This window comes from Brevibacillus borstelensis (genome assembly GCF_003710865.1).
Classification (GTDB): domain Bacteria; phylum Bacillota; class Bacilli; order Brevibacillales; family Brevibacillaceae; genus Brevibacillus; species Brevibacillus borstelensis.
Map to the genome: position 1 here is coordinate 123,187 of NZ_RHHO01000038.1, position 26,298 is coordinate 149,484.

A 26,298-nucleotide genomic window follows, 5' to 3' on the forward strand; every position below is an offset into this window, starting at 1 on the left:
AGTCAAGACATTCTGAATACGGAAAAAAACGTTTGACTCTCCTGCTGCAGGAGGAGGTAGAGTGAATGCGACATTCACCTGCCAGATGGCAGCAAGGGGAGGAATATGAACATGCCGACTTTCGGAATGCTGCAGCGCAACCCGTTTATACGGATGGTCCTCATCGCAAACGTGTTTTCCCAGCTCGGAATATGGATACGAAATTTCGCCATCCTCTTTTATGTCATGGAGAGAACCGGCGGAGACGCTTTTGCCGTATCCATGATCTCGGTTGCCGAATACGCGCCCATCTTTCTTTTTTCGTTGATTGGCGGGGTGCTGGCGGATCGGTGGCGTCCGAAAAAGACGATCATTTGGTCTGAACTGGCAAGCGCCCTTTCAGTTGGCGTCGTGCTGCTTGCACTCGAATCAGGGATGTGGGCGGCTGTGTTTTTTGCGACATGCGGCTCCGCTGTCCTATCGCAAATCACGCAGCCTGCCGGGATGAAGCTGTTCAAGCTGCACGTGCCGGCCGAACAGGCCCAGGCTGGCATGTCGCTATTGCAAACCGTATTTTCCATCTTTATGGTTCTCGGGCCGATTCTCGGCACAATCGCGTATCAAGCTCTCGGAATCTACCTTTCTATCCTGCTGACGGGGATAGCCTTTCTTTTCTCGGCGTGTGCGATGGTTTTTATCCCGCCTGACAACCAGGCTGGCGCTGGCGAGAGGGGCATGCAGACATCGGTGATGCAAGACATGGTGGACGGTATCCGTTACGTCGCGGCGAAAAAAGTTCTCGTCTCCTTAAACCTGTGCTTCTTGGCAGTTGGACTCGGCGTCGGTTTGATATCTCCGCTCGGAATCTTTCTCGTCACGGAAAGACTGGGTTTGTCCGCACAGGATTTGCAATGGATGACAATCCCATACGGTGTCGGCGAAATCATCGGAGGGCTGTTGACCTTTCGCTTGGCCGCCAAGATAGCGCCTCAGCGATTTCTCATGCTTGGGCTGGCTGTGAATGCGGCTGGCATCATCCTGTCTGGCTTGTCTACTGTATTATGGCTGACGATGGCGGCCCAGTTTTTGATCGCGCTTCTGCAACCTGCCATTTTCATCGGGAACAACGCTCTGGTCATGATGCACACCGAACAAGCATACATCGGCCGGGTTACCGGCATTCGGACGCCGCTGATGACCGGTTCGATGGTAGTGATGATGAGCGTATCCGGCATAGCAGCCAGGACGCTCCCGCTGGAACTCATCTATGGCGCGGCAGGGATATGCTTTCTGTTGGCAGCACTGATCGTTTTGCCGTTTTGCAAAGCGAGGCCTGCCACTGCAAATAGAGAAGATGGACGAGCAGCTTCAGCACCATGCCGATCCCGAGAATAACGACGGGAACAAGCAGATCATCGGAGTCAAACAAACGTCCGTGCAAAAGCAAAACCAAAAAACGGGATATCGAGAATAGCATGGCCCGAGCCGGTACCGTCGGGAGAGAGGAAAAGGGTGAGGCCATATATTAATACCGCCATCATAAATGAAAAAAGCCGTCCCGCGACAGGACGGCATTGTTTCGTTCTCTCGTTTTCCCCTACAGCCCTTCTACCAACCGGGCAGCCCGACTGGCGGCTTCCCGCTGAATCTCCTCCCAGGAGAGGGTCGTCAGTTGGTGCTGTCTCATCAGAATTTGTCCGTTTACGATAACGGTGTCGACGTCTGAGCCATTGACGCTGTAGGCAACTAGTGAAAACAGATTGTGAATGGGCTGCAGGTGCGGCTGATTCAAGTCGATCAGGATCAGGTCGGCCTTTTTCCCCGCTTCCAGCGTCCCAACCTCATGGTCGATGCCGAGCAGCTTGGCGCTCTCAATCGTCGCCATGCGGAGCGCTTCCTCTGCCGAAAGCTGAGTCGGATCGCCGTAGTCGAGCTTTTGCATCCAGGTGGCCGCCTTGATCTCGGCGAACATGTCGAGTGTCGTGGCGCTGCCCGCCCCGTCTGTGCCCATCCCGACCGTGATGCCTTGCCGCTTGAACTCCATGACTGGCGCGATGCCGCAGCCAAGCTTGAGGTTGCTCACCGGATTGTGGGCGACACCGCCGCGCATGCCGCGCAAATACCCGATATCCTTGCGGGTGAGATGGACGGCGTGGGCCAACAGGACGTGCGTATGCTCGAACATGCCGAGATGGTAGAGGTATTCGGTAGGGGTCTCGCCGTAATTTTCCCGAATCTTCACGGTCTCCTCCTTGGTTTCCGCGAGGTGGATGTGAAGCGGGATGCGCCGCTGACGCGCAAGCGCAATTACCTCGCGCAAAGGTTCAGGAGGGCAGGTATAGGGGGCATGCGGACCGAACATGGTGGTGATGCGGCCATCACCGGCACCAGACCATTTTTCCACCAGATCGATTCCTTCCCGCATTCTCCTGCCTCCGTCATCCTGCAGGAACACCAGCCCGCGAGTGAGCGAGGCCCGCATGCCGCTTTCCACGACCGCATTCGCTACAGCATCCATGCAGACGTACATGTCGGCAAACGTGGTGGTGCCCGAGCGGATCATTTCCGCGATCGCCAGCTTCGTCCCCCAATAGACGTCTTCCTCCGTCATCCTCGCTTCGGCCGGAAGCATTTTTTTGTCCAGCCAATCCATCAGCTTCAGATCGTCGGAAAAGCCGCGCAGAAGCGACATCGCCCCGTGATTGTGGGCATTGACCAGACCGGGCATGACTGCCATGCCTTTGGCGCTGATCACTTGATCCGCGGGTTGGTCGATCATCGGGGCCACCATCGCGATTTTATCCCCTTCAATCAGCAGATCGCCGGTAAAGGCCTGCTCGCCTTCCTTCATGCTCAAAATGGTGCCTTCTTTAATCAAGATACGTTTCATTCCATTTCCTCCTTCGTCCATTCTGCGAGCTCAAGTGTAAGGGTTGACGCGGCGGAAAGGTCAAGAGTATCGGAAAAATCGGGTTTTTGCGCCGGGTTAGCCGGCTGGGATAAAGCAGGGACAAATAGGGACAAAGCAGGAATAAACCAGGAGCAAACCAGGAAAAAAACGGGAGCAAACCAGGAGGAAAGGAGCGGAAAAGCAAAAGTAAGAGGAAGCAAAGCAGGAATAAGGCAAACCGGGAGGAAAGTAAGATGGAGTAGGGAACGGAAATTTTTGGCATTGGGGGCTGCGTTGATGAACATAAGGACAGGGGCAAAGACAAAAGTCGCACTGCTCGCGCTTGCACTCGCCTTGATTCTGCCGACTGCTGCACACGGCCAGACTCAAGCAGGGCAGCCGCAAACTGCGGAAACGGTCTCTTTGCCCGAGGTGAAGACCTCCGTTATCGTCTCGCAAAATGGAGAAAGCAAGGCGCTAATTCTCAAGGGTGGGGACAAGTACGAAGTAAAGTGGCAAAACTCGCTGGAAAACGAATATCTCTCCAACGTGGTTACCGACGAACAAGGGATCATGTATGTGACCGGGGCGGACGGTTTTCTCTATCGTCTCGATCAAGAAGGAAAGCTGCTGGGCAAAAGCGATCTGTGGATGTACTGGGCCCATTATCTGGAGATGGGGCGTGACGGACTGCTGTACGTCATCTGGGACAACACGCTGGAGTACGAATGGGAAGCGCCCGGCTATGTGATTGTAGTGGATAAAACAGGAAAAGAGCTTCGGGCGATCGAGTTTCCATATATGCTCAGCCGCAGCTACCGGGATTTCGATGTGGCCAGTAACGGCACGTTCTTTTTGCTCACCGATCAAGGCGTCACGGCAGTGGACAAGGAAGGAAACGTACGCTGGAGCAACAAAGAAATTCTGAGTACAGTCCCATTGCAGGAGGGAGCACTGTTCCCAAGCGTGCACAGTATCGACTGGGTTGAGTCCAAGCGCACGCTGGTCGTCGGGTTGGACGGGCGAACGTTTATCGGGTTGGACGAAGCTGGCAAGATCAGGTGGAAAAGAGAAGGGCTCGACTGGGGAGACCAGTACTATTCGTCCGATGGTATCGTTTACGTACTGGGGGAAAAAGGACTTCACTTCTTTAACGCTGCCGACGGCAAGGATATCGCTGAGGCACCCGTAGATCATGACATCCTGTCCAAGCTGGGCATCCCGAATGATGGAACGGGCGGTTACTACATTCCCCTCAGCAATAACACCATAGGAAAAATAGACCGGACGGGAAAGGTGTTGTGGAGCTATCACACACCTGAGGGAGAGACAGGGTTCGTCAGTTGGGAACGATTTTCGGATGCAGAGGGAAATCTCTACTTTGCCGATTACGGCGGAAACTTGTACGGACTCGACAAGGATGGCAAGGAGAGGTTTATTCTGGTGCGAAACGATCCGGAGTTTGTTTTCAGCAAAGTCTGGCCCGGGAAAAACGGAGCGGTGCTCATGACTGCGGATGGCATGGGGATCATTTCGATCCAACAAAAAAGAAACTAGCATAGCGAAAAAAATGTCCCTCTGCGTTTGATAAAGAGGGACATTTTTTGTTCGGTGCTGTAATATTATTTATTATCGACTAATTGACGATGGAAATAAAATTTCATACAATGTAGGTAAGATTTGGTAAAAGGTCGGTGTGAGGATGCTACATGGAGGTCTTGTCAGTTTGCAGGCCATTTTGGAGGACTTGAAGCCATCCGAACGGAAAGTGGCGGATTTTATTCTCGCCCATCCGGAAGAGGTGGTCAAGCTTTCGGTACAAAAGCTTGCGGAGTTGAGCGGTGTTTCGGAGGCGACGATTATCCGGCTGGCACGTTCTCTGAACATGAAGGGCTACCAGGAGTTGAAGCTGCGCATCGCCGGTGATCTGAATAAACAGACGGCGACGGGCAGCTATAAGGAAATCATGATGGAAGGCTCGGTAGAGTCGATCATGCAGGCGGTCAGTTGGAACAATATCCAGTCGATTCAGGATACGCTTTCCGTTCTGTCGGGAGAAGAGGTTGCCAGGGCCGTCGATGCGCTGGCGAAAGCCCGCAAGATTGACGTGTACGGAGTCGGCGCATCTGCCGTCATCGCCGCTGATATTCGGCAAAAGTTTTCCCGCATCAATCTGTGGTGCGAAGCATACTCCGATTTTCACGCGCAGCTGACCTCGGCAGTCACACTGTCCGAGAGGGACGTGGCCTTCGGCATTTCCTATTCGGGACAAACAGAGGACATCATCCAATCGCTCACGGAGGCCAGGCAGCAGGGCGCGACGATTATTACGCTGACAAAATTCGGTCCCTCGCCGGTCGCGGAGCTGGCCGATATCCGGCTGTTCACCAGCTCCGTGGAGAAAAGCATCCGCAGCGGGGCCATGGCGTCCCGCATTGCGCAGCTGAATGTGATTGATATTTTGTTTATTACCCTCGTCAGCAGACAGCAGGAAGAAGTGATTCCACTACTGGAAAAGACCCGGTTGGCTGTCAGCCGTACCAAGCGGTCGTGAGAAAAGGGGAGCAGAGGATGGAAGCGGTTGGACAATTGCTGCGGACGTGGGTGGAGGAAGGACTAGTGCCGGGCGCTGCCTTGCGCATTATGCGAAAAGGACGAGTAATCTATGCCGCCGATGTCGGCAAAACAAGCTGTACCCCGCAGGGGCGGCCTGTTTCAGCGGATACCTTGTTCGATTTGGCGTCCCTTACCAAGGTGACGGCGACGCTACCTGCCGTACTGCTTTTGCTGCAGGAAGGATTGCTTCACGAAAACGATCCGCTTTCCCGATACTTCCCTGATTGCCCGGAAGAAAAGCGGGAAATTACGATCGCCCAGTTGTTGACGCATACGTCCGGATTGCCCGCAGACCTTGCGGAGCGCAGGCGTGACGGCTCTATCGCGTTGCCGGACTTGCTCTATGAAATTCCGTTGGCACACGCCCCGGGAGAGTGCGTCGTCTACAGCGACATTGGCATGATCTGGCTGGGGCTGTTGATCGAGAAGATCACCCATGAGCCTTTTGACCAGTTTCTCGAGAAAAGGGTATGGACGCCGCTCCAGATGAGACAGACTTGTTTCCGTCCGTATGCCAATTTTTTTCCGAATATTGCGTCTACGGAGTTTTGCCGTCTGACAAACCGGTACATTTCCGGTGAGGTTCATGACGAAAAAGCCTTTGTCATGGGCGGGGTAGCAGGCCACGCCGGCCTGTTCGCGACGGCGGATGACCTTTGCCGCTATGCACAGATGTGGATGACCGGCGCACCGCCGCTAATCTCCGGGGAAATCCGAAGCCAAGCGATCCGCAACCACACGGAAGGCAAGGGAGGAAACCGCGGGTACGGCTGGGAGATAAACGGTCATGAGGGCGGCAACAGTTGCGGCTCCGGCTTTTCTCCCTCCAGCTACGGGCATACGGGATTTACCGGAACGAGTCTCTGGATCGATCCGGAACAGGAGCTGGCAGTCGTCTTTTTGACCAATGCGGTTCATTTGGGACGGGACCACAGCCTGCGCAAGCTTCGTCCTGTTCTGCATGACGCAGTCACGGCTCAACTCAAAAAGAGCCTGACCTAATAAAGCCAAAGCAGTGGAAAAAAGGGGGATGAAAGAGGATGAGGAGGTACCGATCTCGCGCATTTGTTTCCGCTATGCTGACTGCTATGCTGGTGCTCGCCGGATGCAGCGGAGGGACGAATAGTTCGCCTGCCGGAGATGGACAGAGCGGGGGGCAGACCGGCAATCCAGGCAGCAGCGCTGGCGGCGGGGCTGAGCAAGTGACGTTATCCATGCACAGCTGGCGCGTGGAGGACGCTGAGGGCTACAAAAAAATCATTCAGGCTTTCGAAGCAGAGAATCCCGGCATCAAGATTGACTTCAAGCCGTTCAAGGCAACGGAGTACAACACCATACTCAACACTGCTCTGCAGAGCGACAGCGGCCCTGACATTTTGCAGCTTCGCCCGTACGCTCCCGGAATTTCTCTTGCCGAAGCAGGGCATCTGGAGCCGCTGGATCAACTGCCAGGCATCGAGAATTTCTCGAAGGACGTACTTGCAGCTTCTACCGGCAAAGATGGAAAAGTGTACGGCGTTCCCCTCTCACTCAACTCGACACAAATTTATTACAACAAGAAACTGTTTGAACAGAACGGTTTGAGTGAACCGAAGTCCTGGGACGAACTGATCAATACGGCCAAGACGCTGAAAGACAAAGGTGTGGTGCCATTTGCCTTCGGAGCCAAGGAAGGCTGGCTGCTCTCGCTCAGCCACGGCGTCATCGCTCCCGGAACGTACAATGGCAATGCTTTCGTAGGTAAAATCCTGAATGGAGAAGCTGACTTTACCAGCCCTGAATTCGTCAAATCCATTCAGCGCATGCAAGAGCTGGTTCCTTATTTCCCGGAAAATTTTGTTGGACTTGATTTGAATGACACCCGGACGATGTTCTTCACGGAGAAAGCCGCTATGTTCATTAACGGAAGCTTTGAGCTGGAAGGATTGCAGAAAATGAATCCCGATCTGCCGCTCGATTTCTTCCCGATGCCGACGGATGACGGAAAAACCGTTTTGACGACGTGGGTAGACGGTTCTTACGCGGTCAACGCAAAGTCCAAGCATAAAGCGGAAGCGCTCAAGTTTCTCGAGTTTATGGCCAGCAAGAAGTTCGGTGAGCTGTTTGCCAACGAATTCAAACGCATCAGTGCCATCCCCGGTGTAACGACAAGCGATCCGCTCGTCAACAAAATGGCGGAGCTGTCAGCCAGCAGCTCGACCCCTTACCTGATGGTGGTCCACTTTGCAGAAGGCAATCCGACGACCAAGCAAACGCTTGAAAACGCGCTGCAAGGCATGTACTTGAACAAATTGACACCGGAGCAGGTGAGCCAAGAGGTGCAGAAATCGGCGGCGAGCTGGTTCCCCACATTCAAAAAATAACAAAGAGAATGGATTCGGCCGGTAGAGGGGCTGGTCACTCAGCCCTTTGCCGCCGACATACAAGGGGTGGTCGTCATGGGCGTACCCGAGCGGGAGCATGTACAGCCAAAAAGGAAATCGAAGGCGCGCTGGCTGCTGCATCTGTTCCCTCTCCCTGCTTTCATTTTGTATACACTGTTCGTTGTCTATCCGATCCTTTCTGCCTTTACCTACAGCATGTACGAGTGGAAAGGGATAGCCCGGGGAGCGTTTGTCGGCCTGCAAAATTTCCTGACGCTGTTTCAGGTGGAGCCGTTTAACAAACTGTTCTGGAATGCCTTTGGACACAACGTCATCTATTTTCTCGTCGAGATGGTCGTCCAGAACGGAATTGCGTTTATCCTCGCCTTTCTGATTTATCGCAAAATTCGCGGAGCGGGCTTTCTCAAGATTGCGTACTTCATGCCGCGGCTGCTTTCCGTCATTGTGGTTGGGTTTTTGTGGAAATTGATCCTGAATCCGAACTACGGGGCGCTCAATACGTTCCTGGCAAAGCTGGGGCTGGAGGAGTGGGCCAAGCCATGGCTGGGGGACCCGGATACAGCACTGCTTGCGATTATATTGGTCAATTGCTGGTTCGGGATCGGCTTTGCCGTTCTGATCTTCCTCGCGGGCCTGCAATCCATCCCGGAGGAGCTGATCGAGGCGGCGAGGCTGGATGGAGCCAAGGGGATCACTATGCTGGGACGCATCATTTTGCCGCTGATGATGCCGTCGATCACGATCATGACCATTTTCACGTTTATTCAGGCGTTTGAAGCTTTTGAGCTGGTATATGCGATGCAAGGCTCGATGGGAGAGCCGTTCCACTCTACCGATACGCTCGCGGTCTACTTTTATCGGCTCGCCTTCAGCGGTTCGGGAGGAGCAGGGGATGTTTCCATCGGACTCGGCTCTGCACTTGCCGTCGTGCTGTTTTTCATCGTAGCCTCCGTATCGGCTTTCTCGCTCAGGGTGATGCGTAAGCGTGAAATCCAGCACTGATCCAGACAACCAGGAAGCAGGCCTTCGACTACAAAAAAGCGGCGTGATTCAAAGCGGCATGTAGCAGATATGCCGCCCAAAAGGAGGAGAGCGGCATGAGAGCTGGCATCGGCAGACGTTCCCTGCAGTATCTTTTTGCCTACCTTTTCGTACTGGTAGCCCTCTATCCCATCGTGCTCATGGTCAGCTCGTCTGTTAAAACAAATGCGGAGATTTTCACAAGTCCGCTGGCATTGCCGAAGACGTTCAGTCTGGACACGTACCGGAAGCTGTGGGAGGTCGTGCCCTTTGCCGATTTTCTAATGAACAGCGTCGTGGTCAGTGTCACATCCGTGCTTCTGATCACGGTCACGTCCGCCATGGCAGCTTTTTATCTGGCGCGTTTTTCGTACAGATGGACGGGATTGCTCTACTTCTTCTTTCTGCTCGGGCTGATGATTCCGATCAAGCTCGGGATCGTCCCGCTCTTTTTGCTGATGAAAAAGCTGGGGCTGCTCAATTCGCTCTGGTCGCTGATTTTGATCTATACGGCCAGCGGCATCCCGATCTCCGTGTTTATCTTGACAGGCTTTTTTCGGACGCTGCCTGTGGAGCTGGAGGAAGCGGCGAGGATCGACGGCTGCAATCACTTTCAGGTATTTTGGCGAGTCCTGCTGCCGCTCATCCGCCCCGCTTTGGGGACGGTCGTAATCATTAACTTTATTCATGCCTGGAACGACTTCTTTTTTCCGCTGATCTTTATTCAGGATGAAGCGCTGAAAACGATTCCGGTGGGGATGATGGTGCTGTTCGGCGAGTACGAGACGGACTGGAGTCTGCTGTTCGCAGGCTTGACCCTCTCTGCCTTGCCGATGATCGCGGTATTTTTGATAGCATCCAGGCAATTTATGGAAGGGTTGACGGCTGGTGCAGTTAAATAAGGCGCGACGTTTATTTATCGGAATGGATGGAGGTGGCAGCAAAACCAAGGCTGCGATCTGTGATGAAACGGGAGAGATTGTCGGTTTTGCCGTCGGAGAAGGTGCGAACCCGCTTTCCCGGCCCTGGCCGCAGGTCGAAAACACCTTGCGTCAGCTCATAGACGAACTGATCGTACAGGCTGGCGGTACGGCGGATGACGTGGAGGGGATCTTCCTCGGCATAGCGGGTGCTGACCGGCCAGAGGTAAAAGGCTGGATTGAGAGCGCATTCGGACCGTCGTGGGGAGGACGTCTCCACATCGACAATGACGCTGCAGGTGCCCTCTATTCCGGTACGTGGGGCGGGCCGGGTATCGTGTTGATTGCCGGTACCGGTTCGATCGCCTACGCGCTGACACCTGCGGGAGAGCGCCATCGGGTCGGCGGTTGGGGGTATCTTTTGGGGGATGAAGGCAGCGGCTATGATCTGGGCAGACAGGCGGTCATTGCTGTATTGCGGGCACTCGACGGCCGCGGGGCTCCGACGCTTTTGAGCGAGCTTTTGAATCGCCACTTTGGAATCGACCGGCCCGATCAATTGATCGCCCGCTTGTACGGCTCGCCAAACCCCCGCAAGGACCTGGCTGAAGCGAGCGTCCTGGCTGAGAAGGCGGCTGCATGCGGCGACGAAGCAGCGATTCGTTGCATCAACCAGGCTGCCCGCTCGCTTTTGGAGCTGGTCGAGACATGCCGGACGCGGACTTCCAGCAGCATGCCTGTCGTTCTGGCAGGCGGGCTGCTGGAGTCAGATACGATGCTGAGAAGACGACTTTTGGAAATGGCCCGCTTTGATGTAATCATTCCGCAGGCAACTCCCGTATCGGGATGCCTGGCTGCAGCTTTGCTGCGGGCCGGGCTGCCAATCGATGAGCAGATGAAAAAAAGACTTGCAGGGAAGCAAACAGAAGGAGCAGAGGAGGACGCCCATGGGTGAAAACTTGCATGAATTGACTACGGAAATGCGAAATGCAGCTAGTGAAGCGTTGGACCAGATGACCAGCCTGGAGATTGTGACACTGATGAACGAAGAGGACAAAAAAGTAGCGCATGCCGTCGAGCAGGTTTTGCCCCAGGTGGCCAGGGCAGTCGATTTGATTTCGCGTGCGCTGGAGGACGGAGGGCGACTCTTCTATTTTGGCGCCGGTACGAGCGGACGGTTGGGAGTCCTCGATGCTTCCGAATGCCCGCCGACGTTCGGCACAGATCCGCAGCTTGTCCGGGGCGTGATCGCCGGAGGGGTTGATGCGCTGGTGGAGGCGATCGAGGGAGCGGAGGATTCGGCAGAACTCGGAAAAGAAGACGTGATGCGCAGCGGTGTCCGCGCGGGTGATGTAGTGGTGGGCATAGCCGCCAGCGGAAGGACACCTTATGTCATCGGAGCACTGGAGGCAGCCAAAGCGAGACAGGCTGTGACGATCTCGCTGTCCTGCAATCCTACCCCCGACATCAGCCAGGGAGTCGACGTCTCGATCAACATCGTGGTCGGACCCGAGGTGGTGACCGGCTCAACGCGGTTAAAGGCAGGCACGGCCACAAAAATGGTGCTGAATATGCTGACGACAGCCAGCATGGTTCACCTCGGCAAGGTTTACGGCAATCTGATGGTAAATGTCCAGGCGACCAACCAGAAGCTCAGGGAGCGGGCCAAGCACATCGTCATGGAGGTGACGGGGGCCAGCTACGAGGAGGCGGAGCGGCATATCACGCTCGCAGGCGGAGACGCCCGGGTAGCGATCGTGATGAAGCAGACCGGACTTTCGGCAGAAGAAGCACGGGAGCGATTGAACCAGGCTGGCGGAAAGCTGCGGTTGGCCATGGAAAAAAGGTAGAGAGATAATTATGAGTGAAATACAGGCTATGCGTTTGAGGCATCGATATCGGTGCCTCTTTTTTTCGTTCACTGTAAACGAAGCTGAACTGCCAGCGCATGTGCAAGTTGCGACTTGGGAGAAGATTTCGCAACGCAAACTGCATTAGGGATGGTAAGAACAGAGGGAATAGGGTAATATTGGTTGTACTTAGTAGAAGAAAAGGCGATAGGCTATTTCCAACAACCGGGGTAGCCGTTTTCTCGTCCCACGGGGGAAGGAACACGACAAATAGATGCATCGAACAGGCGGGAACACTCCTGGACACGGAAGTAAAAGGGAGGCAGAGGCAGATGACCGACTGGTCTCAAGCAAAAACTGTACTTACGGCTGGGTTTGCTCAAATTCCAAAAGGAACGACTCTGTATGAAGTATCTTCAGTAGTTGGCTGCGTGCTCATCATCGATGTAGAGAAGGAAGTCATTTGTGACGCCAGCTTTACCTTTGTGATGGATAAGACCAGCGATTTTTTAGCCGGCCTGCTTCGCGGCAGGTCGGTTGCAGGCGGGATGACGGAGATCACCCAGGTCGTTCAGGAGCGTTTTCTGGCGCCGGGACAAGGGGCTGTATTGCAGGCGATAAGGGCTGCGGTCGAACGCTTTCTGGAGACAAAAAGGCAGTCCTGATTCCGAATTCCTAGATTGCAATGAAAATTGATTGGATTGCCCGAGTGTACGAGGGGGTAGTGCATGGTAGAGAATACGTGGTCAAGGGAAGAGTCCGTAAAGCGATTGCTCGATCGGTACAACCAATGGCTAAACCATATCGAGTCTGTTGACCGGGAAGAAATATTCGCAATCTCTCGGGAACTGGGAGGGATATTGGGTGTTTCCGAACTGGAGCAGCACGAGCAGATTCTGGACAAAATAGTCAAACTAAATGAAAAAGTGGCACATTTGTCCTGGCTATCCGAGCATTTGAAAATACTGCATGACCTCAGCCACACGTTTTCCAGAACCTACGATGAGGAAGAGATACTCACGAAGGCCTTTGAGCTGGTTTCCCGTGTAATGAGGACGGATGCCTTTTTTATCGCGCTTTACGAAGAAGGCGACAGTGAAATTCAAATCCCGATCAGTATCGATTCAGGAGTCAATTACGGTCCGATCACGCTTCCTTACGGGGAAGGGATTATTTCCAAAGTGATTGCGACTCGTGAAACCGTACATCTCCGAACCTCCCGGGATGAAACAGTGGGCGCCTCTGCCGTTCGTTGGGGCAATCCCGAAAGCGACACAAATACGTGCATTTTTGTCCCCTTGATGCTGGGGAATCAGATGAAAGGCGTCATTTCCGCGCAATCGTATCGGGAGTTTGCCTACAAAAAAGAGCACGAGGAACTGCTGAAAATCATCGGCTCTCAAGTAGCCAGCGCGGTCGAGACAGCGAGGCTGTACGATCGGATGTACCAGATGTCCTTTCGGGATGATTTGACCGGAATCCTGAATTATCGGGCTTTTCACCGCGATCTGGAGAAGCTTCTGGAAGAGGGGCAGTCATCCGTAGCACTGATCATGCTGGATTCGGACCATTTGAAAGCAGTGAACGACCAATACGGTCATCACGTAGGAGACGAGTTGATCCGCTGTATCGCCGAGGCGCTGAAAGTGAACGCGGGAGCAGGGGAGAGCGTCTACCGATACGCCGGCGACGAATTCATGCTTCTCTCTCCCGATGCAACCCTGCGCGAAATGATGGACAAGGTGCTCGCCATCCGTGAATACCTGTACAAACACCCGCTGGTTTATCAAGGGCGGCTCATCCCGGCAACAGTGAGTGCCGGGATCGCGCTTTATCCCGATCATGCCGACAGCGCGGACGGATTGAAACGGGCCGCGGATGAGGCGCTGTACCGCTCCAAGAAAAGAGGGAAAAACTGTGCGACCGTTTACGGAGCGGGATAACTTATCTCCTGATCCAGGCAAACAAAAAGGTAAAGAGCGGCGACAGCCAGAGGAACAGGGCGTACGGCAAATAATCCAGTGTTGCCACATGCAGGGTGGAAGTGAAAAATGCACCGCTTACGCCCCATGGGATCAGGGGATTGATCAGCGTACCGCAATCCTCCAGCGTGCGGGAGAGCCTTACGCGAGAAATGCCTCTGGATTCGAAGGAATCACGAAACATCTGCCCCGGCAGCAGGATGGAAAGGTATTGCTCGCCAGTCAACCCGTTCACGAGTATGGAGGACGAGCCTGCCATGGTAATGATGCCGCCCTCGTGCCTGATTCGCTTGAGCAAGGAACCAAAGAGGGCATGAAAGACTCCGCTTCGCTGCAACAGACCGCCTAGCGAAAGGGCGATCAGAATCAACGACAGCGACCACGTCATCGACAACAGCCCGCCGCGGTTCACGATCGAGCCGACGATTTCATTTGAAAACTCGCCGTGGAATCCGTTCTGCATCACGGAAAGCCACGCAAGCGGCGAGTGTTCTCCCTGGAATATGGCTGCGGTAACAATTCCGCTGGCGATACCCGCGATCAGCGTGGGCAGGATCGGTTTGCGCCAGAGGGAGCACCCGATCACGACCACAGCGGGCAGCAGTGTAAAGACCGACAGCGAGAAGTGCTTCTCCAGCTCCGCCTGGATAAGCGCGATGTTGGACAGATTGACGGCGTCAGGCTGGCCCTGAAAGGCAAAAAAGACAGCCGTCAAGACAATCGCAGGTACCGTCGTTCGGGTCATGAAACGGACGTGCGACATCAGGGGAACACCGGCTACAGCCGCAGAAAAATTCGTCGTGTCGGACAACGGAGACATTTTGTCCCCGAAACAGGCCCCTGAAATGACGGCACCAGCCGTAACAAGCGGGTCCATCCCCAGTGCAGTGGCTACCCCCATCAACGCTACCCCGACCGTACTGACAGTCGTAAAGGAGCTTCCTGTGGCTGTTGAGACGAGAATGGTCAAAAACAGAGCGCTGATCGTAAAATACTCCGGCGAAATCAAAGAAATCCCGTAATACAAAATGGTCGGCACCGTCCCGCTCATCATCCAAACACCGATCAGGATGCCGATGAGAGACAGGATGAGCAGGGGGGCGACAGCTGACTGAACGCCTTTGATAATGCCCTCCTCCATCTCCTCCCACGTCACTCCGAAAAGGCGGATAAAAACCGCGGATGCTACGAGAGCGGTCAATAATGGCATATGAGGCTCTGCTTTTCCGAAAAACAGGGCGGGAAACAATATGGCAAAGACAACAAGCAAAACAGAGAGGCTCTGCCCAAAGGTGATCGATTTGTTCATGGCAATAACGACTCCTACTCGTCTGCACCGCCGCTTTTGTGCGGCTATGCTTTTGTGCTTTTTCGCTTTTTCGCGTTCAAGCGATAGGGGTACTTTAGCTTGAATGGTTGAATACGTCAATGCGTTCGGCAGTTTTCGCAATCGCAAAATAATTATGTAAACAGTATATTCGTCTAATTGGCAGAAAGTCTCGAATAAAGGAAACGAATTTGTCTGCAGATTGCAAACATAGCAATTCATAAGAAATGAAGCCAAAAGGCACATGCTAGAATAGGCCTATCTTGCCAAACCAACCGCAAAAAATAACGTAGAGGTGATTGATCGTGGGACTTCAAGCGAAAATGACGTTTGTGAATCTTCCAGTAAAGGATCTGAACAAATCCATCGACTTTTTTTCGAAAATCGGATTCGAATTCAATCCCCAGTACACAGATGAGAATGCTACCTGCATGATTATCAATGACAACACCTTTGTCATGCTGCTGGTCGAGAGCTTCTTCCAGACATTTACCAAAAAAGAGCTGTCCGATGCAACAAAAACGACGGAAGTGATTATGGCGTTATCGGCCCAGAGCAGGGAGCAGGTCAATGAGATTGTGAACAAAGCGCTGGAAGCAGGCGGAAAAGCTTCAAATGACCGCTTTGACCACGGCTTTATGTACGGCTGGAGCTTTCAGGATATGGACGGCCATCTGTGGGAAGTCATGTATATGGATCAAAGCGGCGGCGAAGCCGTTTAAGAAGCGAATAAGCTAAAAAAGCAAAAAAGCAAAGAAGCGAAGAAGCACGAGCACGCTATCGCCGGCAGCTTGGCGGGCCATCTCCACACGCAAATATGAACAGGTGCCGACTCGCACAAAAAGCCGCTTTCCCGGAATCCCGGAAAAGCGGCTTTTATTATTGACAATGGCTGCCAGCCAGGACGCAAAGCAATCGGATCAGGAAGAAAACTGCTCCTCCCGCTGCTGCAGAAACATCTTCCCGTACTCTCCGTGATCGTGGAATTGCGCATGCTCCACCTGGATCGTGGAGTGATTGATGCCGTACTTGTTCTTCAAAGTCTCATTCACTGCCAGGATAACGCAGAACGGCTGAATATCTTCGCGGACAAACACGTGGGCGGTAATCGAATAATGGTCAGTCGAAATTGCCCAAAGATGCATTTCGTGCACGTCCTCGACACCCTCCACCGCCGCTATGTCCTGGCGGATTTCTTCGAGGTCAAACTTTTCCGGAACGGATTCCATAATAATCAGGTACGATGCCCGGATGATCTTGGCTCCGCCGGTAAAGATGATCGCGCCGATTACCATGCTGATCAACGGGTCAAAAATGGTGAAGCCGGTAAAGTAAATGATGACGGCGGACAGGATAACCCCGACCGAGCTGAGCAAATCTCCAATGAAGTGCCACAGGGCGCTCTGGATGTTCAAATTTTCCTCTTCTTTCGAACTGCGGCTCAAGACGACGGTCAGGATGATGTTGACGACCAAGCCGATGGAGGCGATCGTCAGCATCAGCTTGAGATCCACGTCCTGCGGAGTGATCATCCGTTTGATCCCCTCGATGAAGATTCCGACCGCGATGACGGCGAGCGCCACTCCGTTGAGAAAGGATGCGATGATTTCAAAACGCAGGTATCCAAAGGTATAGCGGCTGTTCGGTTTCCGCGAGGCCATGTAGATGGCTGTCATGCTCAGTCCGAGCGCCAGGACGTCCGAGATCATATGTGCGGAGTCCGACAGGAGCGCGAGCGAGTTGGAAAGCAGTCCGCCAACGATTTCAACGATGGTGAAGAACAGGGTAATGAACAGCGTAATCCACAGTGTCTTTTTGGATGTCTGCTGGTCTTTGACGTGATCGAGATGGTGATAATCCATGTTTTTCATCGGCATGTCTTCCTTTCATATATGAAGTGAGAAACAGTTTCATCCCCTGTAAAGCGCGAAAGCTGCCATCTAGTGGCAGCGTTCGTTACCTGGATTTTCATTTTGGGTGATTTTTGAACAGTTTCCTCCTTTAAAAAGTAATGCATCTTTTGGAAAGAAGCAAGAGCAATTTGCCCTTTATTTAAAATAATTACAAAAAGATATTGACTTTTATATTGTATTGGGTAAAATGATAACTGTTACTAGTTAATAATCATTATAAAATATGGATCGTGAGGTGAATGCGTGCATGTACGATGTAATCATCATCGGCGGTGGACCAGCAGGAGCATCTGCAGCGATTTATACGGCGCGCGGCAACTTAAAGACACTGGTGATCGACAAAGCACCCAATACGGGGGCCTTGGCGCTGACACATAAAATCGCCAACTACCCAGGGGCGGAAGGCGAGATGACGGGAAAAGAGCTGCTGGATATTATGCGCAGGCAGGCGGAGAGCTTCGGTGCGACATTCCTGCAAACAACGATTACCGCTGTGGATGTGGAGGATGAAGTCAAAAGCATCTACACCGCAGACGGCACATTCGAGGCTAAGGCCGTGATTGTGGCAACCGGCTCGAAGGGGCGCAACCGCATGCTCCCGGGCGAAGAGAAGCTGCTGGGCCGAGGCATCAGTACCTGCGCTACGTGCGACGGAGCTTTTTACCAAGGAAAAAGTGTTGCGGTGATCGGGGATTCTGAGGAAGCACTGGAAGAGGCGCATGCACTGACCAAGTTTGCAGACAAGATTGTCTTTATCGTACCTCGGGCAGAGCTCCAAGGGGTAGACGAAGTACCCGAGCTGCCCAAAACGGAATTTTTGTTCCGCACTCGTCCCGTGGAAATTGTCGGAGAGCAGTCTGTCGAAGGTGTTCAAATACGCCACGCAGATGGCAGGGAAGAGCTCGTCTCGGTGGACGGAGTGTTTATTTTCCTCTCGGGAAGCAAGCCCGGAACGGATTTTCTCGAAGATCAGGTACCGCTTGATGATGAAGGCTTCATGATCCTGGATGAATTTATGCAGTCCTCTGTGCCGGGAGTATTCGGCGCGGGCGAAGTTCGCAAAACGCCTGTCAAGCAAGCAGTGGTGGCAGCCGCTGACGGAGCGATCGCGGCCATGGCTGTCGACAGGTATATCAACAAACGGAGCAAGATCGTTCCCCAATACAAATAAAACCCTCGGCAAGGAGAGAGTGAACATGGCACAAGCAATCGTATATTCCAGCACAAACTGCGGTTTTTGCAAGCAGCTGAAAACGTATCTGGAAGAACAAAACATTTCCTATGATGAACGCAATATTGACGAGAATGAAGCCTACCGCGAAGAGCTGGCCCGTCTCGGAATGATGTCTGTTCCGTTGACACTGATCGGCGAAAAGCAGATTCTCGGCTTCAACCCGAATCGGATCAAGAAAGCGCTGGCTGCGCTAGAAGCTGCCGAATAATCAGGAACAGACATCTGTAAAAATGAGAGGAGCTGGACATCAATGAGCGATCGCGTACAACTGCAAGTAGGAAAAAAAGCACCTGATTTTAATATGGTGACCACAAAAAATCTGGAGACGCTGGAGGAGCGCGCGACTCTGGCGGATTACAAAGGGAAGTGGCTGATCCTGTTCTTCTGGCCGTTTGACTTTACCTTTGTATGCCCGACAGAAGTGACTTCCTTCAGCGACAGCATCGCGGAATTTGAGGATCTGGATTGCGAAGTACTGGGTGTATCGGTAGACAGCGTGCACACTCACCGCGCATGGATTCGCACCCCTCGCGACCAACAAGGCATCGGAGAAGTCAACTTTCCGCTTGCCAGCGACATCACCAAAAAGACTGCGGAAGCTTACGGCGTTCTGGATGAAGAGACCGGTGCCGCTCACCGCGGACTGTTTATCATCGATCCGGAAGGCATTCTCCGCTATCAGGTTGTTACCGACATGAACGTCGGCCGCAGCGTTGACGAAACGCTCCGCATCCTGCAGGCGCTGCAGGCTGGTGGCCTTTGCCCGGCAAACTGGAAGCCAGGCATGAAAACCCTGTAAGCAGTACCCATAGTAGCAAACCCCTGCCCGCTGACCGCCATCAGCGGGCTTTTGCTCTTTTTAGCTGGTAGGGTACAATGAGAGAAAGAAAAGCCGTCAGCGAGAATAAGGAAGAGAAGAGGCGAGCTGCTTATGCGAGATGTACAAAACCGGTACCAGGGGTTGCCGCCGCGCACACCGGAGATGCTCTACAACATCGTCCGCAAATTTTACCGGGGAGCTGTGAACCACTACGATCTGATCCAGGAGAAGAAAGCGGATGTGAAGCGGGCGCTGGCAGAGTGGACAGGCGCAAAGGAGGATGAACGGCAACAGCGGCAGCAGGCGGTTAACGGGGCGTTGACGACGCTGTTTTTGGAGTTTCACTTCTATGTAACGTGCTGGCTGCAGATCGAAATGGCGCTCTACCGTCTGGCGAAAAACGATGAACGACACGCCCGGATCATGGAGCAGTTTCGGGGCGTGCTGGAAACCCATGTCAACGTCCGCCATTACCTTGAGCAGCCGGAAAAATGCGTAGATGCCCAATGGGAAGGCGATCCCAAAAATCGGCGACTGCCGGGAGCAGAACGGGATTTGTACCAGTTTGGAGAGATCCTTTTTACAGTGGACAATCAAAGCCTGGAGAGCTTGCATGCCCTGTACGAAGCGATTGCGGCAGTACGTGCCGAAAGCGAGTAGACGTAAAGCGCAAAAACAAGACCGTCGGACTTCGCATCCAGACGGTCTTGCTCGCTATAAGCGTAGTTTCATTTAGAAGCCAGCGAAATTATAACCGGCATAGGGGGCTTGCTGGCCTGCATTGAGAGCGCGTACTTCTTGCACGTTCGTGCCTGCGAAGCCTGGCTGGAACACAGCTTGTACACTGCCGCCAAACGGCGCTGCAAACGATTGCTGCGGCTGCGCCTGGAAGCCAAAGCCTGCACCGAACGACGAGTAGCCTGGCTGATTCAGATGGCGTACTTCCTGAACGTTCGTACCAGCGAAGCCGGGAGAGAAGATGCTGCCGACATTGCCTGCTGCGGGTCCGGCAAAGCCTGTATAGGCATTGTTGAAGCCTCCGCCAAAGGAGGTGTTATTCCGGGCCTGCACTTCTTGTACATTCGTACCGGCAAAACCAGGAGAGAAGATTGATTGTGCCGATCCGGCGAATTGCTGCTGATAGCCAGCCTGGGCTTGCGGATAGCCAAATGCGGCTTGCTGATAGCCTGCGCCAGGACCAAAGGAAGCGAATCCGACTTGGTTCTGTTGACGTACCTCTTGGGCGTTCGTGCCGGCGAAGCCAGGTTGGAAAACAGCTTGTACCCCGCCAAAACCGCCTTGCACAGGAGCTCCGTATGTAGATGCTGCCGGAATTTGTCCACCGTTATTCAAGTAGCGGACCTCTTGTGCATTCGTACCGGCAAATCCGGGTTGAAAAACGGCGTTGGCAGAGCTGGAAAAAGGAGCTTGTTGGATCGGCAAGTAATTTTGAAAGGTCATTTTGACCACCTCCATTAACTATATTTTCCAATGTTTAGTAGCTGATTCATCCCCCCCTGTTAAAAGAGAATTCGGATTTGTGCTGTTTGTGAAAATATCTGCATAACAAAAAAACTCTCCCAAGGTACCGGTCAAAGCGGTCAGCTTGGGAGAGTAAGGGCAGAAGGGCACTACCCCGCAGACACCTGCAAATCCTCGGGAGTCCATTGGCCGTATGCGAGCCATAGAGTAGGCTTGCCGGTAGGGCCGATACATGCTTTTGCCGGCGCAAATCCGAGACTGCGGAATAAAGCAAGGCTCGGTTCGTTGTCGATCGCGATCCTGACATAAAGCTTGGGCAGCAGCCTGCACATCCGGGAAGCCATCGCCTTGCCGATTCCGTGCCCTCGTCTCCGCCTGTCGACGACAAGGAACGAGTGGGCGAGCCCGCACTTGGAGACGGCGAACAAGCCGACCAGACGCTTTCCTTCGACAGCTGCAAGCAAGACGGCTTCCTGTCTTTTCAGTTTTTCCGGAGTCAGCTCTGCCAGCCAGTCGCGCGCCTCTGCCGTAATCCGGCGTTCACCCTCCAGCCTGACAAAGCGGAGCAGGGTAGCTTTGATTGATGTCAAGGCAATGGGGGACACCTTGATGATTTTCATTGTGTGCTACCCCGAAGCAAGCTCCCGATTGTTCTGGAGCCGGGAGACGTATTGCGAGTAGTGGATCAGATTGGAGAGCGAGGTCCGTCGGATCGTTGGTTCGTCAAATTTTTCCGGCTTTGCATTTGCTTCGAACAACCAAAGCTGCCCTTCCTTTGTCAGCCCCATATCCATCGACATTTCTGCAAGTCCCTCAATCGCATGATTCAAAGCGGAGGCAATGGTCAAGGCCGTCTCCTTTATTTTGCCTTCAATCTTGCCGGCATCCTCCTTGAAGATCGCTCGCAGGACGGTTCCCAGAGAGTGGATCGAGCCGCCGCGCGGGACGTGGGTCGTTATGCTCTGGATACCTGCCCGGCGAATGCCGATGCCAGTCACTCCCCATTCCCCTTTGCCGTTTTTTTGGACCAGAACGCGGACGTCAAATGGCTTTCTCAAGTAATGCGCCCGATGGATTCCCTGCTGCATGATGTAATGCTTGCCGCGTGTGTGCCCTTTTACATGCTTCCAAACACCTTCGAGAGTAGAAAACTGGCGTGTAACGGCTTTTTGCTCCTTGAGCCGCTGTACGAGCCAGTGGTCTCGTTTGTGCTCCACCCGCATGATTCCCTCTCCTGCTTTCCCCAGTACCGGCTTTAGATATACGAACCGATGCTGGTTGCAAAACAGACGGAAGCGTTGGAGAGAATCAAACTTCTTTGTCTCCGGAAGAAAAGGGGTTACTTCGGTATAATTGCTCAGCGTTTGAAACAGTTTTTGCTTATCGAAAAAGCAGCGGTTGAACAACGTCACATTTTGCAAGCTGTCGATCTGGTTCAATGTCGCCTGCACATCCGAGCGTTTTTCCGCTTTGCGTGAAGGAATGCGGTTATACACCACATGGGGAAAGGGAAGGTCTGCCTCCAGCCAGTGATCTTGTTGTTCGTCGTAGAGGAAGCCGCGGACGCTTTTTTTGTCCCAGTTGATGCTTTGCGGAGTGAAGACATACACGAGAGCACCGAGCTTTTTGCCGGAGAGAGCAATGTCTTTAAAGTTTTGTCGATTGCCAAAAAAATGTTGACCGTTTCCCACTGTCAAAATCCCGATCAACGGGCCCAGCTTCAGGGTGTCATTCACTGTTCTCCAGTTGATGCGGGTGCGAATGCGGCCTGGCTGCCGTTTGGGAAGGCCGAGGTACACGCGTTTGGGCGTATCAAACGCTCCCAGTCTGGAGTACAGCTGTTTGCGTCCGCGCAGGATATGAAGATTTTGACGCGGTAACTGCAAAAACCAACGGCCGCCGGGGAAGATGGTCAACCACCCGGAGCGCAGTTGAGGCATGGGTGTTCCTCCTTCCTGTACGGTGGTTTGGTCGTCTGTCAAAAGTTGGCGAGGTAGCAGCTGTAGTCGACCAGCAGGTTTCTCGACTCAATGTCCGCTTGTTTGAGCCGGGCATGCTTAAAGATGGAGCGTCCAGGCTTGGAGTTGGCCTCGAACATCCAAACATGTCCGTGCGTATCAATGCCCATATCCAGACCCAGCTCGCCGAGGTCCATCCCTTTTGCCTGTTCGATGGCAGTCGCCAACCGGATCGCTGCTTGCGAGACGCGTTCTTTCATCAGGCCTTTCTGCTTGCCGAACAAGTAGTTCAGCAACTCGTCTCCGGGGATTACCGTGCCGCCTGTACGGACATGCGTCGTCACACTGCCTGAACCGGCCACCTTTGCGGCCATGCAGGATACGACCCACTCATTTTGCAGATTTTTGTGGAGATGGACCCGGAAGTCAAAGGGACGGCCGTGGAATGTCAGCAGCGATATTCCCTGTTGGGCCAGGTAGGCGCTGGCTCGGCGCGTACGGAAGACATGCTGGTACAGTGCGGACAGGGTTGTGAAGCGCCGTTTCACATTTCCTCCCCCGTTGTGATAGGACACGTCATATCCTTTGCCGGGAGAGTGAACGATCTTGACGATGCCGTAGCCCAAGCTGCCGTTTTTCGGCTTGAGATAGACGATCGGGTACTTGCGCAGCAGCGAGCGGACAGTGGCTAAAGACGGGGAAGGGTACGTTTCGGGTATAAATTCGTTTACTTCCGGGTTGGGATAGAGGAGCTGGTGGACTCCCCATTTGTTGAAAAATCCTTGATTGAACATCGGCGTTGAATAATTGGCCAGCTTCAGCTTGAATTCCTGAACTGCTTCATGGCGCTCGGCTGACCGAGACGGTATCCGGTCGTAAACCACATCTGGTAGAGCAGTATTCATCTTTTTCCAGATGTATCCGCCTTGCTTGCTCGGCCGCAAAAACCAGGCATTCACGCGATTGGTCTCCCAGTCGACTTCATTTGGCGCAAAGATGAAGTAGAAGACGCCTTTTCCTTCCTGGGCCTGGAGCAGTTTTTGGAAAAATGATGTGCGCTGGCCAATCGGTTGGCGGGCGTTTTGTTTGAGGCCAGTGGTGACGATGCCGATTGCGGGACCAATCCGCAGGGTTTCTCCTTCCTTCTTCAACTGAATCAGACCACCGTGCGGGATGCCCAAATTTGTTTTCAGCATGCTGGTTACTTTGACGACATTGCCTTCTTGATTACGACGGTCTTGAAAAATGGTAGCCACCACTTCCCGTTTCCCCAGAGAAATCCTGATTTTTTGCCGTGGACGAAGCTGCAGCTTCGTAACAAGTGCAGACGGCAGGATAATGCCGGATAAATGGGGATAAGACAGGAAGCGGAGCCGCACTCTGATCGATTCCATGCTTATATTTACCTCCTACGCATGTTTCATAAGATAACGGGCGTAGCGGACCGGTTGAGTAATGGAATGAAGCCTTGCCTTGGGATCATCAATCATTCGGAAAACCGTACGCCCCGGCCTGCTGTTCACCTCGATGATCCAGATATTCCCTGACGTATCGATGCCGACGTCAATCCCAAGCTCGACAAGTCGGCCGTGTTCAAGCTCCAAAAAGGGAGGCAGTTCTGCTACTAACTGATCGAGCTGCATCTCAATTTTGCTTCTGGTCTTCTCGGAAAAGTGCTTGGCGAGAAAGATCGGCAGCGGGGCCGCCTTTCCTCCGCCGTGTAAATTGGACGTGATGCTTTGCTTGTTTCCCAGCCGTACGGCTTTTCCGGTCGTTTCCCATTCGCCGTTTCCATTTTTCTGTACCAGCACGCGGACATCAAACGGCGTGCCGTCTGGTGTATGCAGGGAGAGATAGGGCTGTACGAGAAACGTCCGTCCGCCGATAAATCCGGCCAAATAGGTGTTTAACCCATTCTGGGTGCGAATCGTTTTGGAGAAAGGCTGATTTTCCAGATTGCGGCCAGTGAGATGGTAGCTGTCTCCGGTCTGATCGATCCGCACCACACCGATTCCATGTGTGCCGGCAATCGGCTTGATGATGGCAGAGCCGTGCCGCTTGAGTGTCTGCTGGAGCTTGGGGAAGGAAAAGAGGCTCGTAGGCGGAAGCCATTTTGCAAGCAGAGGCGATTTTATCAGCATCTGATGCACCTGCCATTTTCCCGACAGCCCATGCCCCAAAAACGTGATGGATGGATCGTTTTGCAACTTCTCTACGAATGGTTTATAGTGGCGGTAGGAAGGACCAACAAAGCAGCGGTCATAGATATAGGCGGGCAACGGAAAGGTTCCGCTCCGCCAGCTGCCGTCGCGATATTCAAACCCTGTCACCGTGCGTGTGGAAAAATCCACCTGGCGCGGAGAAAAGACGAACACGCGGATACCGGCTTTGCGACCGATCAAGGTCAATTTTTTGTAATACCCTTTTTCGACAAAGGAAGAGCCGCGGCAAATCGTAATGATGCCCAGGCTTTTTTGGTTTGCCAACATAAGGTCACCCTCGTCTTGATTTCTTGCGTGCTTCTGATTTGCTTTTCCCTGACCGCGGGAAGCCGCTCAGGTAGGAGGAGTAGTCAAGCATCCGCAATACGGATGGTCGCACCCGTCTGGACGTTCCGTCTTCTCCGCCTTGCATCGGGAGGGAGTTTGTCGTCTTGGAAGGCTTGCTGTTCACTTCGAGCAGCCAGACGTGTCCGCGGACATCTACTCCCAGATCGATCCCAAGCTCCGCGTAATGGCCACTGAGCGATTGTTCCAGCAGCTGTGACAGCTTGAGTGCAACGCTGCGCAACGTTTGGACGGTCGGGCGCGCACTTGTCATCCAGGGACCGCATATCCGAAGAGCATAGGCGGGTGCAGCCATGGAGCCGCCGCGGGATACGTTGGATACGACCCGGTTCTGTCCCAGCCTGGCGACCATCGAAGTGATTCCCCAAGCACCCTGCCGGTCCTTTTGCACCAGCACTCGAAAATCGGTTGGACGCTGCTGGATGCCGATGAGGGAAAGCCCTTGCTGAAGCAAATATTTCTTGCCTTTGGTTTGCTGATACAGATGACGGTGCAGGTCGCTGATGCTTCCAAACTGTCTGGAGCCGCCGCCGGAGCGGCTTAGCTGATAGCCGCCACCTGTACGGCGAATGCGTACAATTCCCCGCCCCATGCTTCCGTTTACCGGTTTGGCATATACCGTCTTGTGGGACTGGAGCATGCTTTCCAAGTCTTGTTTGCTTTGATAGAGGATGGTGCGGGGCAGATGCTCGGAAGCACCCGGCTCGTTTTCCAGAGCGGTATGCACGTGCCACTTATTCAGAAACTGTTCATTAAAAAACGGGATATTTGCTTCCTTGCACCGCTGCATCCAGTCGCTCATCGCTTCGCTGCGCTCTCGCCGGCGAGATACCACGCGGTTGTAGATGCACTGCGGAAGCGGCAGAATCACTTGCCTCCATTGCCCATTTTGCCGTACCATACCCCTTACAATCCCGGTATTCCAATTGACGTCTTGCATCCGGAAGATGCAAACGATTCCCCCGCGTTTGCGGCAACTGTCGGCCACCTCATTGAAGAACGGGGTGAGTCCGCCAAAAGGGGATAAAGAGTACTGGGGATTGTACGCGGATACGAGTATGCCCAGATAGGGTCCAAAAACAAGACGCTGCTGGCTCGCTTGATAACGTACCAGCAGGGGAACTCCCTTGGGCAGATGAAGCATCTGGGCAAGAGACGGACGGATCAGGGAATTTCGGGCTTGCTGCAGGCCGCTCACTTTGGCCCTGGCAGTTTTGCTGCCAAATTGAACGGTGACCGAAGACGGTGTGAGATTCCATTTGCGCATGTGCGCCTGGGGCAGGTACAGGTCGGTGTCTGTTTTGGGTTCGTACGATTGCAAAATGACTGGAACATACGACATGGCAATCCCCTTCC

At 53.5% G+C, this 26,298-nt stretch carries 25 protein-coding genes; 16 read left to right on the top strand and 9 right to left on the bottom strand.

Annotation, left to right across the window (positions count from 1 at the left end; translation table 11 throughout):
• The first annotated feature begins 111 nt into the window (after positions 1 to 111).
• Positions 112 to 1,374, top strand: coding sequence for an MFS transporter (locus tag EDM54_RS19075; RefSeq protein ID WP_003388040.1), 1,263 nt, complete (start codon positions 112 to 114; stop codon positions 1,372 to 1,374).
• A 202-nt stretch (positions 1,375 to 1,576) separates the two neighbouring features.
• Here the strand turns inward: EDM54_RS19075 and EDM54_RS19080 are convergent, their stop codons facing one another.
• Positions 1,577 to 2,869: an amidohydrolase gene (locus EDM54_RS19080; protein WP_122958636.1), complete on the bottom strand. Its 1,293-nt coding sequence runs from the start codon at positions 2,867 to 2,869 to the stop codon at positions 1,577 to 1,579.
• 297 nt (positions 2,870 to 3,166) lie between these two features.
• On the opposite strand from EDM54_RS19080, the gene EDM54_RS19085 reads away from it, so the two are divergent.
• The 10 genes from EDM54_RS19085 to EDM54_RS19130 all read left to right on the top strand — a co-directional run bounded on the left by EDM54_RS19085 (position 3,167) and on the right by EDM54_RS19130 (position 13,602).
• A complete protein-coding gene (locus EDM54_RS19085; RefSeq protein WP_024983158.1) occupies positions 3,167 to 4,426 on the top strand; it encodes an outer membrane protein assembly factor BamB family protein in 1,260 nt (419 codons plus the stop codon).
• A gap of 145 nt (positions 4,427 to 4,571) precedes the next feature.
• A complete protein-coding gene (locus EDM54_RS19090) occupies positions 4,572 to 5,423 on the top strand; it encodes a MurR/RpiR family transcriptional regulator (RefSeq protein ID WP_024983159.1) in 852 nt (283 codons plus the stop codon).
• A gap of 17 nt (positions 5,424 to 5,440) precedes the next feature.
• On the top strand, positions 5,441 to 6,487 hold the full coding sequence (locus EDM54_RS19095; protein ID WP_031932223.1) for a serine hydrolase domain-containing protein: 1,047 nt from the start codon (positions 5,441 to 5,443) through the stop codon (positions 6,485 to 6,487).
• A gap of 38 nt (positions 6,488 to 6,525) precedes the next feature.
• Entirely contained in the window at positions 6,526 to 7,848 is a 1,323-nt protein-coding gene (locus tag EDM54_RS19100; protein WP_122958637.1) for an ABC transporter substrate-binding protein, read from the top strand.
• Positions 7,849 to 7,923: 75 nt separating this feature from the next.
• The gene (locus EDM54_RS19105; RefSeq protein WP_024983162.1) at positions 7,924 to 8,871 is read left to right on the top strand and encodes a carbohydrate ABC transporter permease; all 948 of its coding nucleotides are present in this window, start codon (positions 7,924 to 7,926) and stop codon (positions 8,869 to 8,871) included.
• A gap of 95 nt (positions 8,872 to 8,966) precedes the next feature.
• Complete coding sequence (locus EDM54_RS19110) at positions 8,967 to 9,791, top strand: carbohydrate ABC transporter permease (RefSeq protein WP_122958638.1); 825 nt, start codon at positions 8,967 to 8,969, stop codon at positions 9,789 to 9,791.
• Positions 9,778 to 10,764 carry an N-acetylglucosamine kinase gene (locus EDM54_RS19115; protein ID WP_024983163.1) on the top strand — a complete coding sequence of 329 codons (987 nt, stop codon included), beginning with the start codon at positions 9,778 to 9,780 and terminating at the stop codon, positions 10,762 to 10,764. The genes EDM54_RS19110 and EDM54_RS19115 overlap by 14 nt, the downstream gene beginning before the upstream one ends.
• Positions 10,757 to 11,659 (top strand): N-acetylmuramic acid 6-phosphate etherase, encoded by a 903-nt coding sequence (gene murQ, locus EDM54_RS19120; RefSeq protein WP_003388029.1) that lies wholly within the window; start codon positions 10,757 to 10,759, stop codon positions 11,657 to 11,659. Before EDM54_RS19115 ends, murQ begins: the two co-directional genes overlap by 8 nt.
• A 332-nt stretch (positions 11,660 to 11,991) precedes the next feature.
• A complete protein-coding gene (locus EDM54_RS19125) occupies positions 11,992 to 12,324 on the top strand; it encodes a DUF3870 domain-containing protein (RefSeq protein WP_003388027.1) in 333 nt (110 codons plus the stop codon).
• 63 nt (positions 12,325 to 12,387) lie between these two features.
• Positions 12,388 to 13,602: a sensor domain-containing diguanylate cyclase gene (locus EDM54_RS19130; RefSeq protein WP_003388026.1), complete on the top strand. Its 1,215-nt coding sequence runs from the start codon at positions 12,388 to 12,390 to the stop codon at positions 13,600 to 13,602.
• Between the two features lies 1 nt (position 13,603).
• Here EDM54_RS19130 and nhaC read toward each other — a convergent pair whose 3' ends face one another.
• Positions 13,604 to 14,950: a Na+/H+ antiporter NhaC gene (gene nhaC, locus EDM54_RS19135; protein WP_031932227.1), complete on the bottom strand. Its 1,347-nt coding sequence runs from the start codon at positions 14,948 to 14,950 to the stop codon at positions 13,604 to 13,606.
• A gap of 323 nt (positions 14,951 to 15,273) precedes the next feature.
• Between nhaC and EDM54_RS19140 the strand changes: the two genes are divergently transcribed.
• Complete coding sequence (locus tag EDM54_RS19140; RefSeq protein ID WP_122958639.1) at positions 15,274 to 15,690, top strand: VOC family protein; 417 nt, start codon at positions 15,274 to 15,276, stop codon at positions 15,688 to 15,690.
• Positions 15,691 to 15,888: 198 nt separating this feature from the next.
• On the opposite strand, the gene EDM54_RS19145 is transcribed toward EDM54_RS19140, so the two are convergent.
• Positions 15,889 to 16,839 carry a cation diffusion facilitator family transporter gene (locus tag EDM54_RS19145; protein WP_122958640.1) on the bottom strand — a complete coding sequence of 317 codons (951 nt, stop codon included), beginning with the start codon at positions 16,837 to 16,839 and terminating at the stop codon, positions 15,889 to 15,891.
• A gap of 289 nt (positions 16,840 to 17,128) precedes the next feature.
• Between EDM54_RS19145 and EDM54_RS19150 the strand changes: the two genes are divergently transcribed.
• The 4 genes from EDM54_RS19150 to EDM54_RS19165 all read left to right on the top strand — a co-directional run bounded on the left by EDM54_RS19150 (position 17,129) and on the right by EDM54_RS19165 (position 19,595).
• On the top strand, positions 17,129 to 18,052 hold the full coding sequence (locus tag EDM54_RS19150; protein ID WP_003388022.1) for an NAD(P)/FAD-dependent oxidoreductase: 924 nt from the start codon (positions 17,129 to 17,131) through the stop codon (positions 18,050 to 18,052).
• 25 nt (positions 18,053 to 18,077) lie between these two features.
• Positions 18,078 to 18,323 (top strand): glutaredoxin family protein, encoded by a 246-nt coding sequence (locus EDM54_RS19155; RefSeq protein ID WP_003388021.1) that lies wholly within the window; start codon positions 18,078 to 18,080, stop codon positions 18,321 to 18,323.
• A gap of 42 nt (positions 18,324 to 18,365) precedes the next feature.
• A complete protein-coding gene (locus EDM54_RS19160; protein WP_024983167.1) occupies positions 18,366 to 18,914 on the top strand; it encodes a peroxiredoxin in 549 nt (182 codons plus the stop codon).
• 132 nt (positions 18,915 to 19,046) lie between these two features.
• Positions 19,047 to 19,595, top strand: coding sequence for a hypothetical protein (locus EDM54_RS19165; RefSeq protein WP_024983168.1), 549 nt, complete (start codon positions 19,047 to 19,049; stop codon positions 19,593 to 19,595).
• Positions 19,596 to 19,667: 72 nt separating this feature from the next.
• Here EDM54_RS19165 and EDM54_RS19170 read toward each other — a convergent pair whose 3' ends face one another.
• The 6 genes from EDM54_RS19170 to EDM54_RS19195 form a co-directional block, all read right to left on the bottom strand.
• Positions 19,668 to 20,396 (bottom strand): hypothetical protein, encoded by a 729-nt coding sequence (locus EDM54_RS19170; protein WP_122958641.1) that lies wholly within the window; start codon positions 20,394 to 20,396, stop codon positions 19,668 to 19,670.
• A gap of 170 nt (positions 20,397 to 20,566) precedes the next feature.
• A complete protein-coding gene (locus EDM54_RS19175; RefSeq protein WP_003388016.1) occupies positions 20,567 to 21,037 on the bottom strand; it encodes a GNAT family N-acetyltransferase in 471 nt (156 codons plus the stop codon).
• 6 nt (positions 21,038 to 21,043) lie between these two features.
• On the bottom strand, positions 21,044 to 22,357 hold the full coding sequence (locus tag EDM54_RS19180) for a YheC/YheD family endospore coat-associated protein (RefSeq protein WP_003388015.1): 1,314 nt from the start codon (positions 22,355 to 22,357) through the stop codon (positions 21,044 to 21,046).
• 38 nt (positions 22,358 to 22,395) lie between these two features.
• On the bottom strand, positions 22,396 to 23,769 hold the full coding sequence (locus EDM54_RS19185; RefSeq protein ID WP_024983170.1) for a YheC/YheD family endospore coat-associated protein: 1,374 nt from the start codon (positions 23,767 to 23,769) through the stop codon (positions 22,396 to 22,398).
• Between the two features lie 15 nt (positions 23,770 to 23,784).
• Positions 23,785 to 24,864 carry a YheC/YheD family endospore coat-associated protein gene (locus EDM54_RS19190; RefSeq protein WP_039071185.1) on the bottom strand — a complete coding sequence of 360 codons (1,080 nt, stop codon included), beginning with the start codon at positions 24,862 to 24,864 and terminating at the stop codon, positions 23,785 to 23,787.
• A gap of 4 nt (positions 24,865 to 24,868) precedes the next feature.
• Complete coding sequence (locus EDM54_RS19195; protein WP_122958642.1) at positions 24,869 to 26,284, bottom strand: YheC/YheD family endospore coat-associated protein; 1,416 nt, start codon at positions 26,282 to 26,284, stop codon at positions 24,869 to 24,871.
• Positions 26,285 to 26,298: the final 14 nt, after the last annotated feature.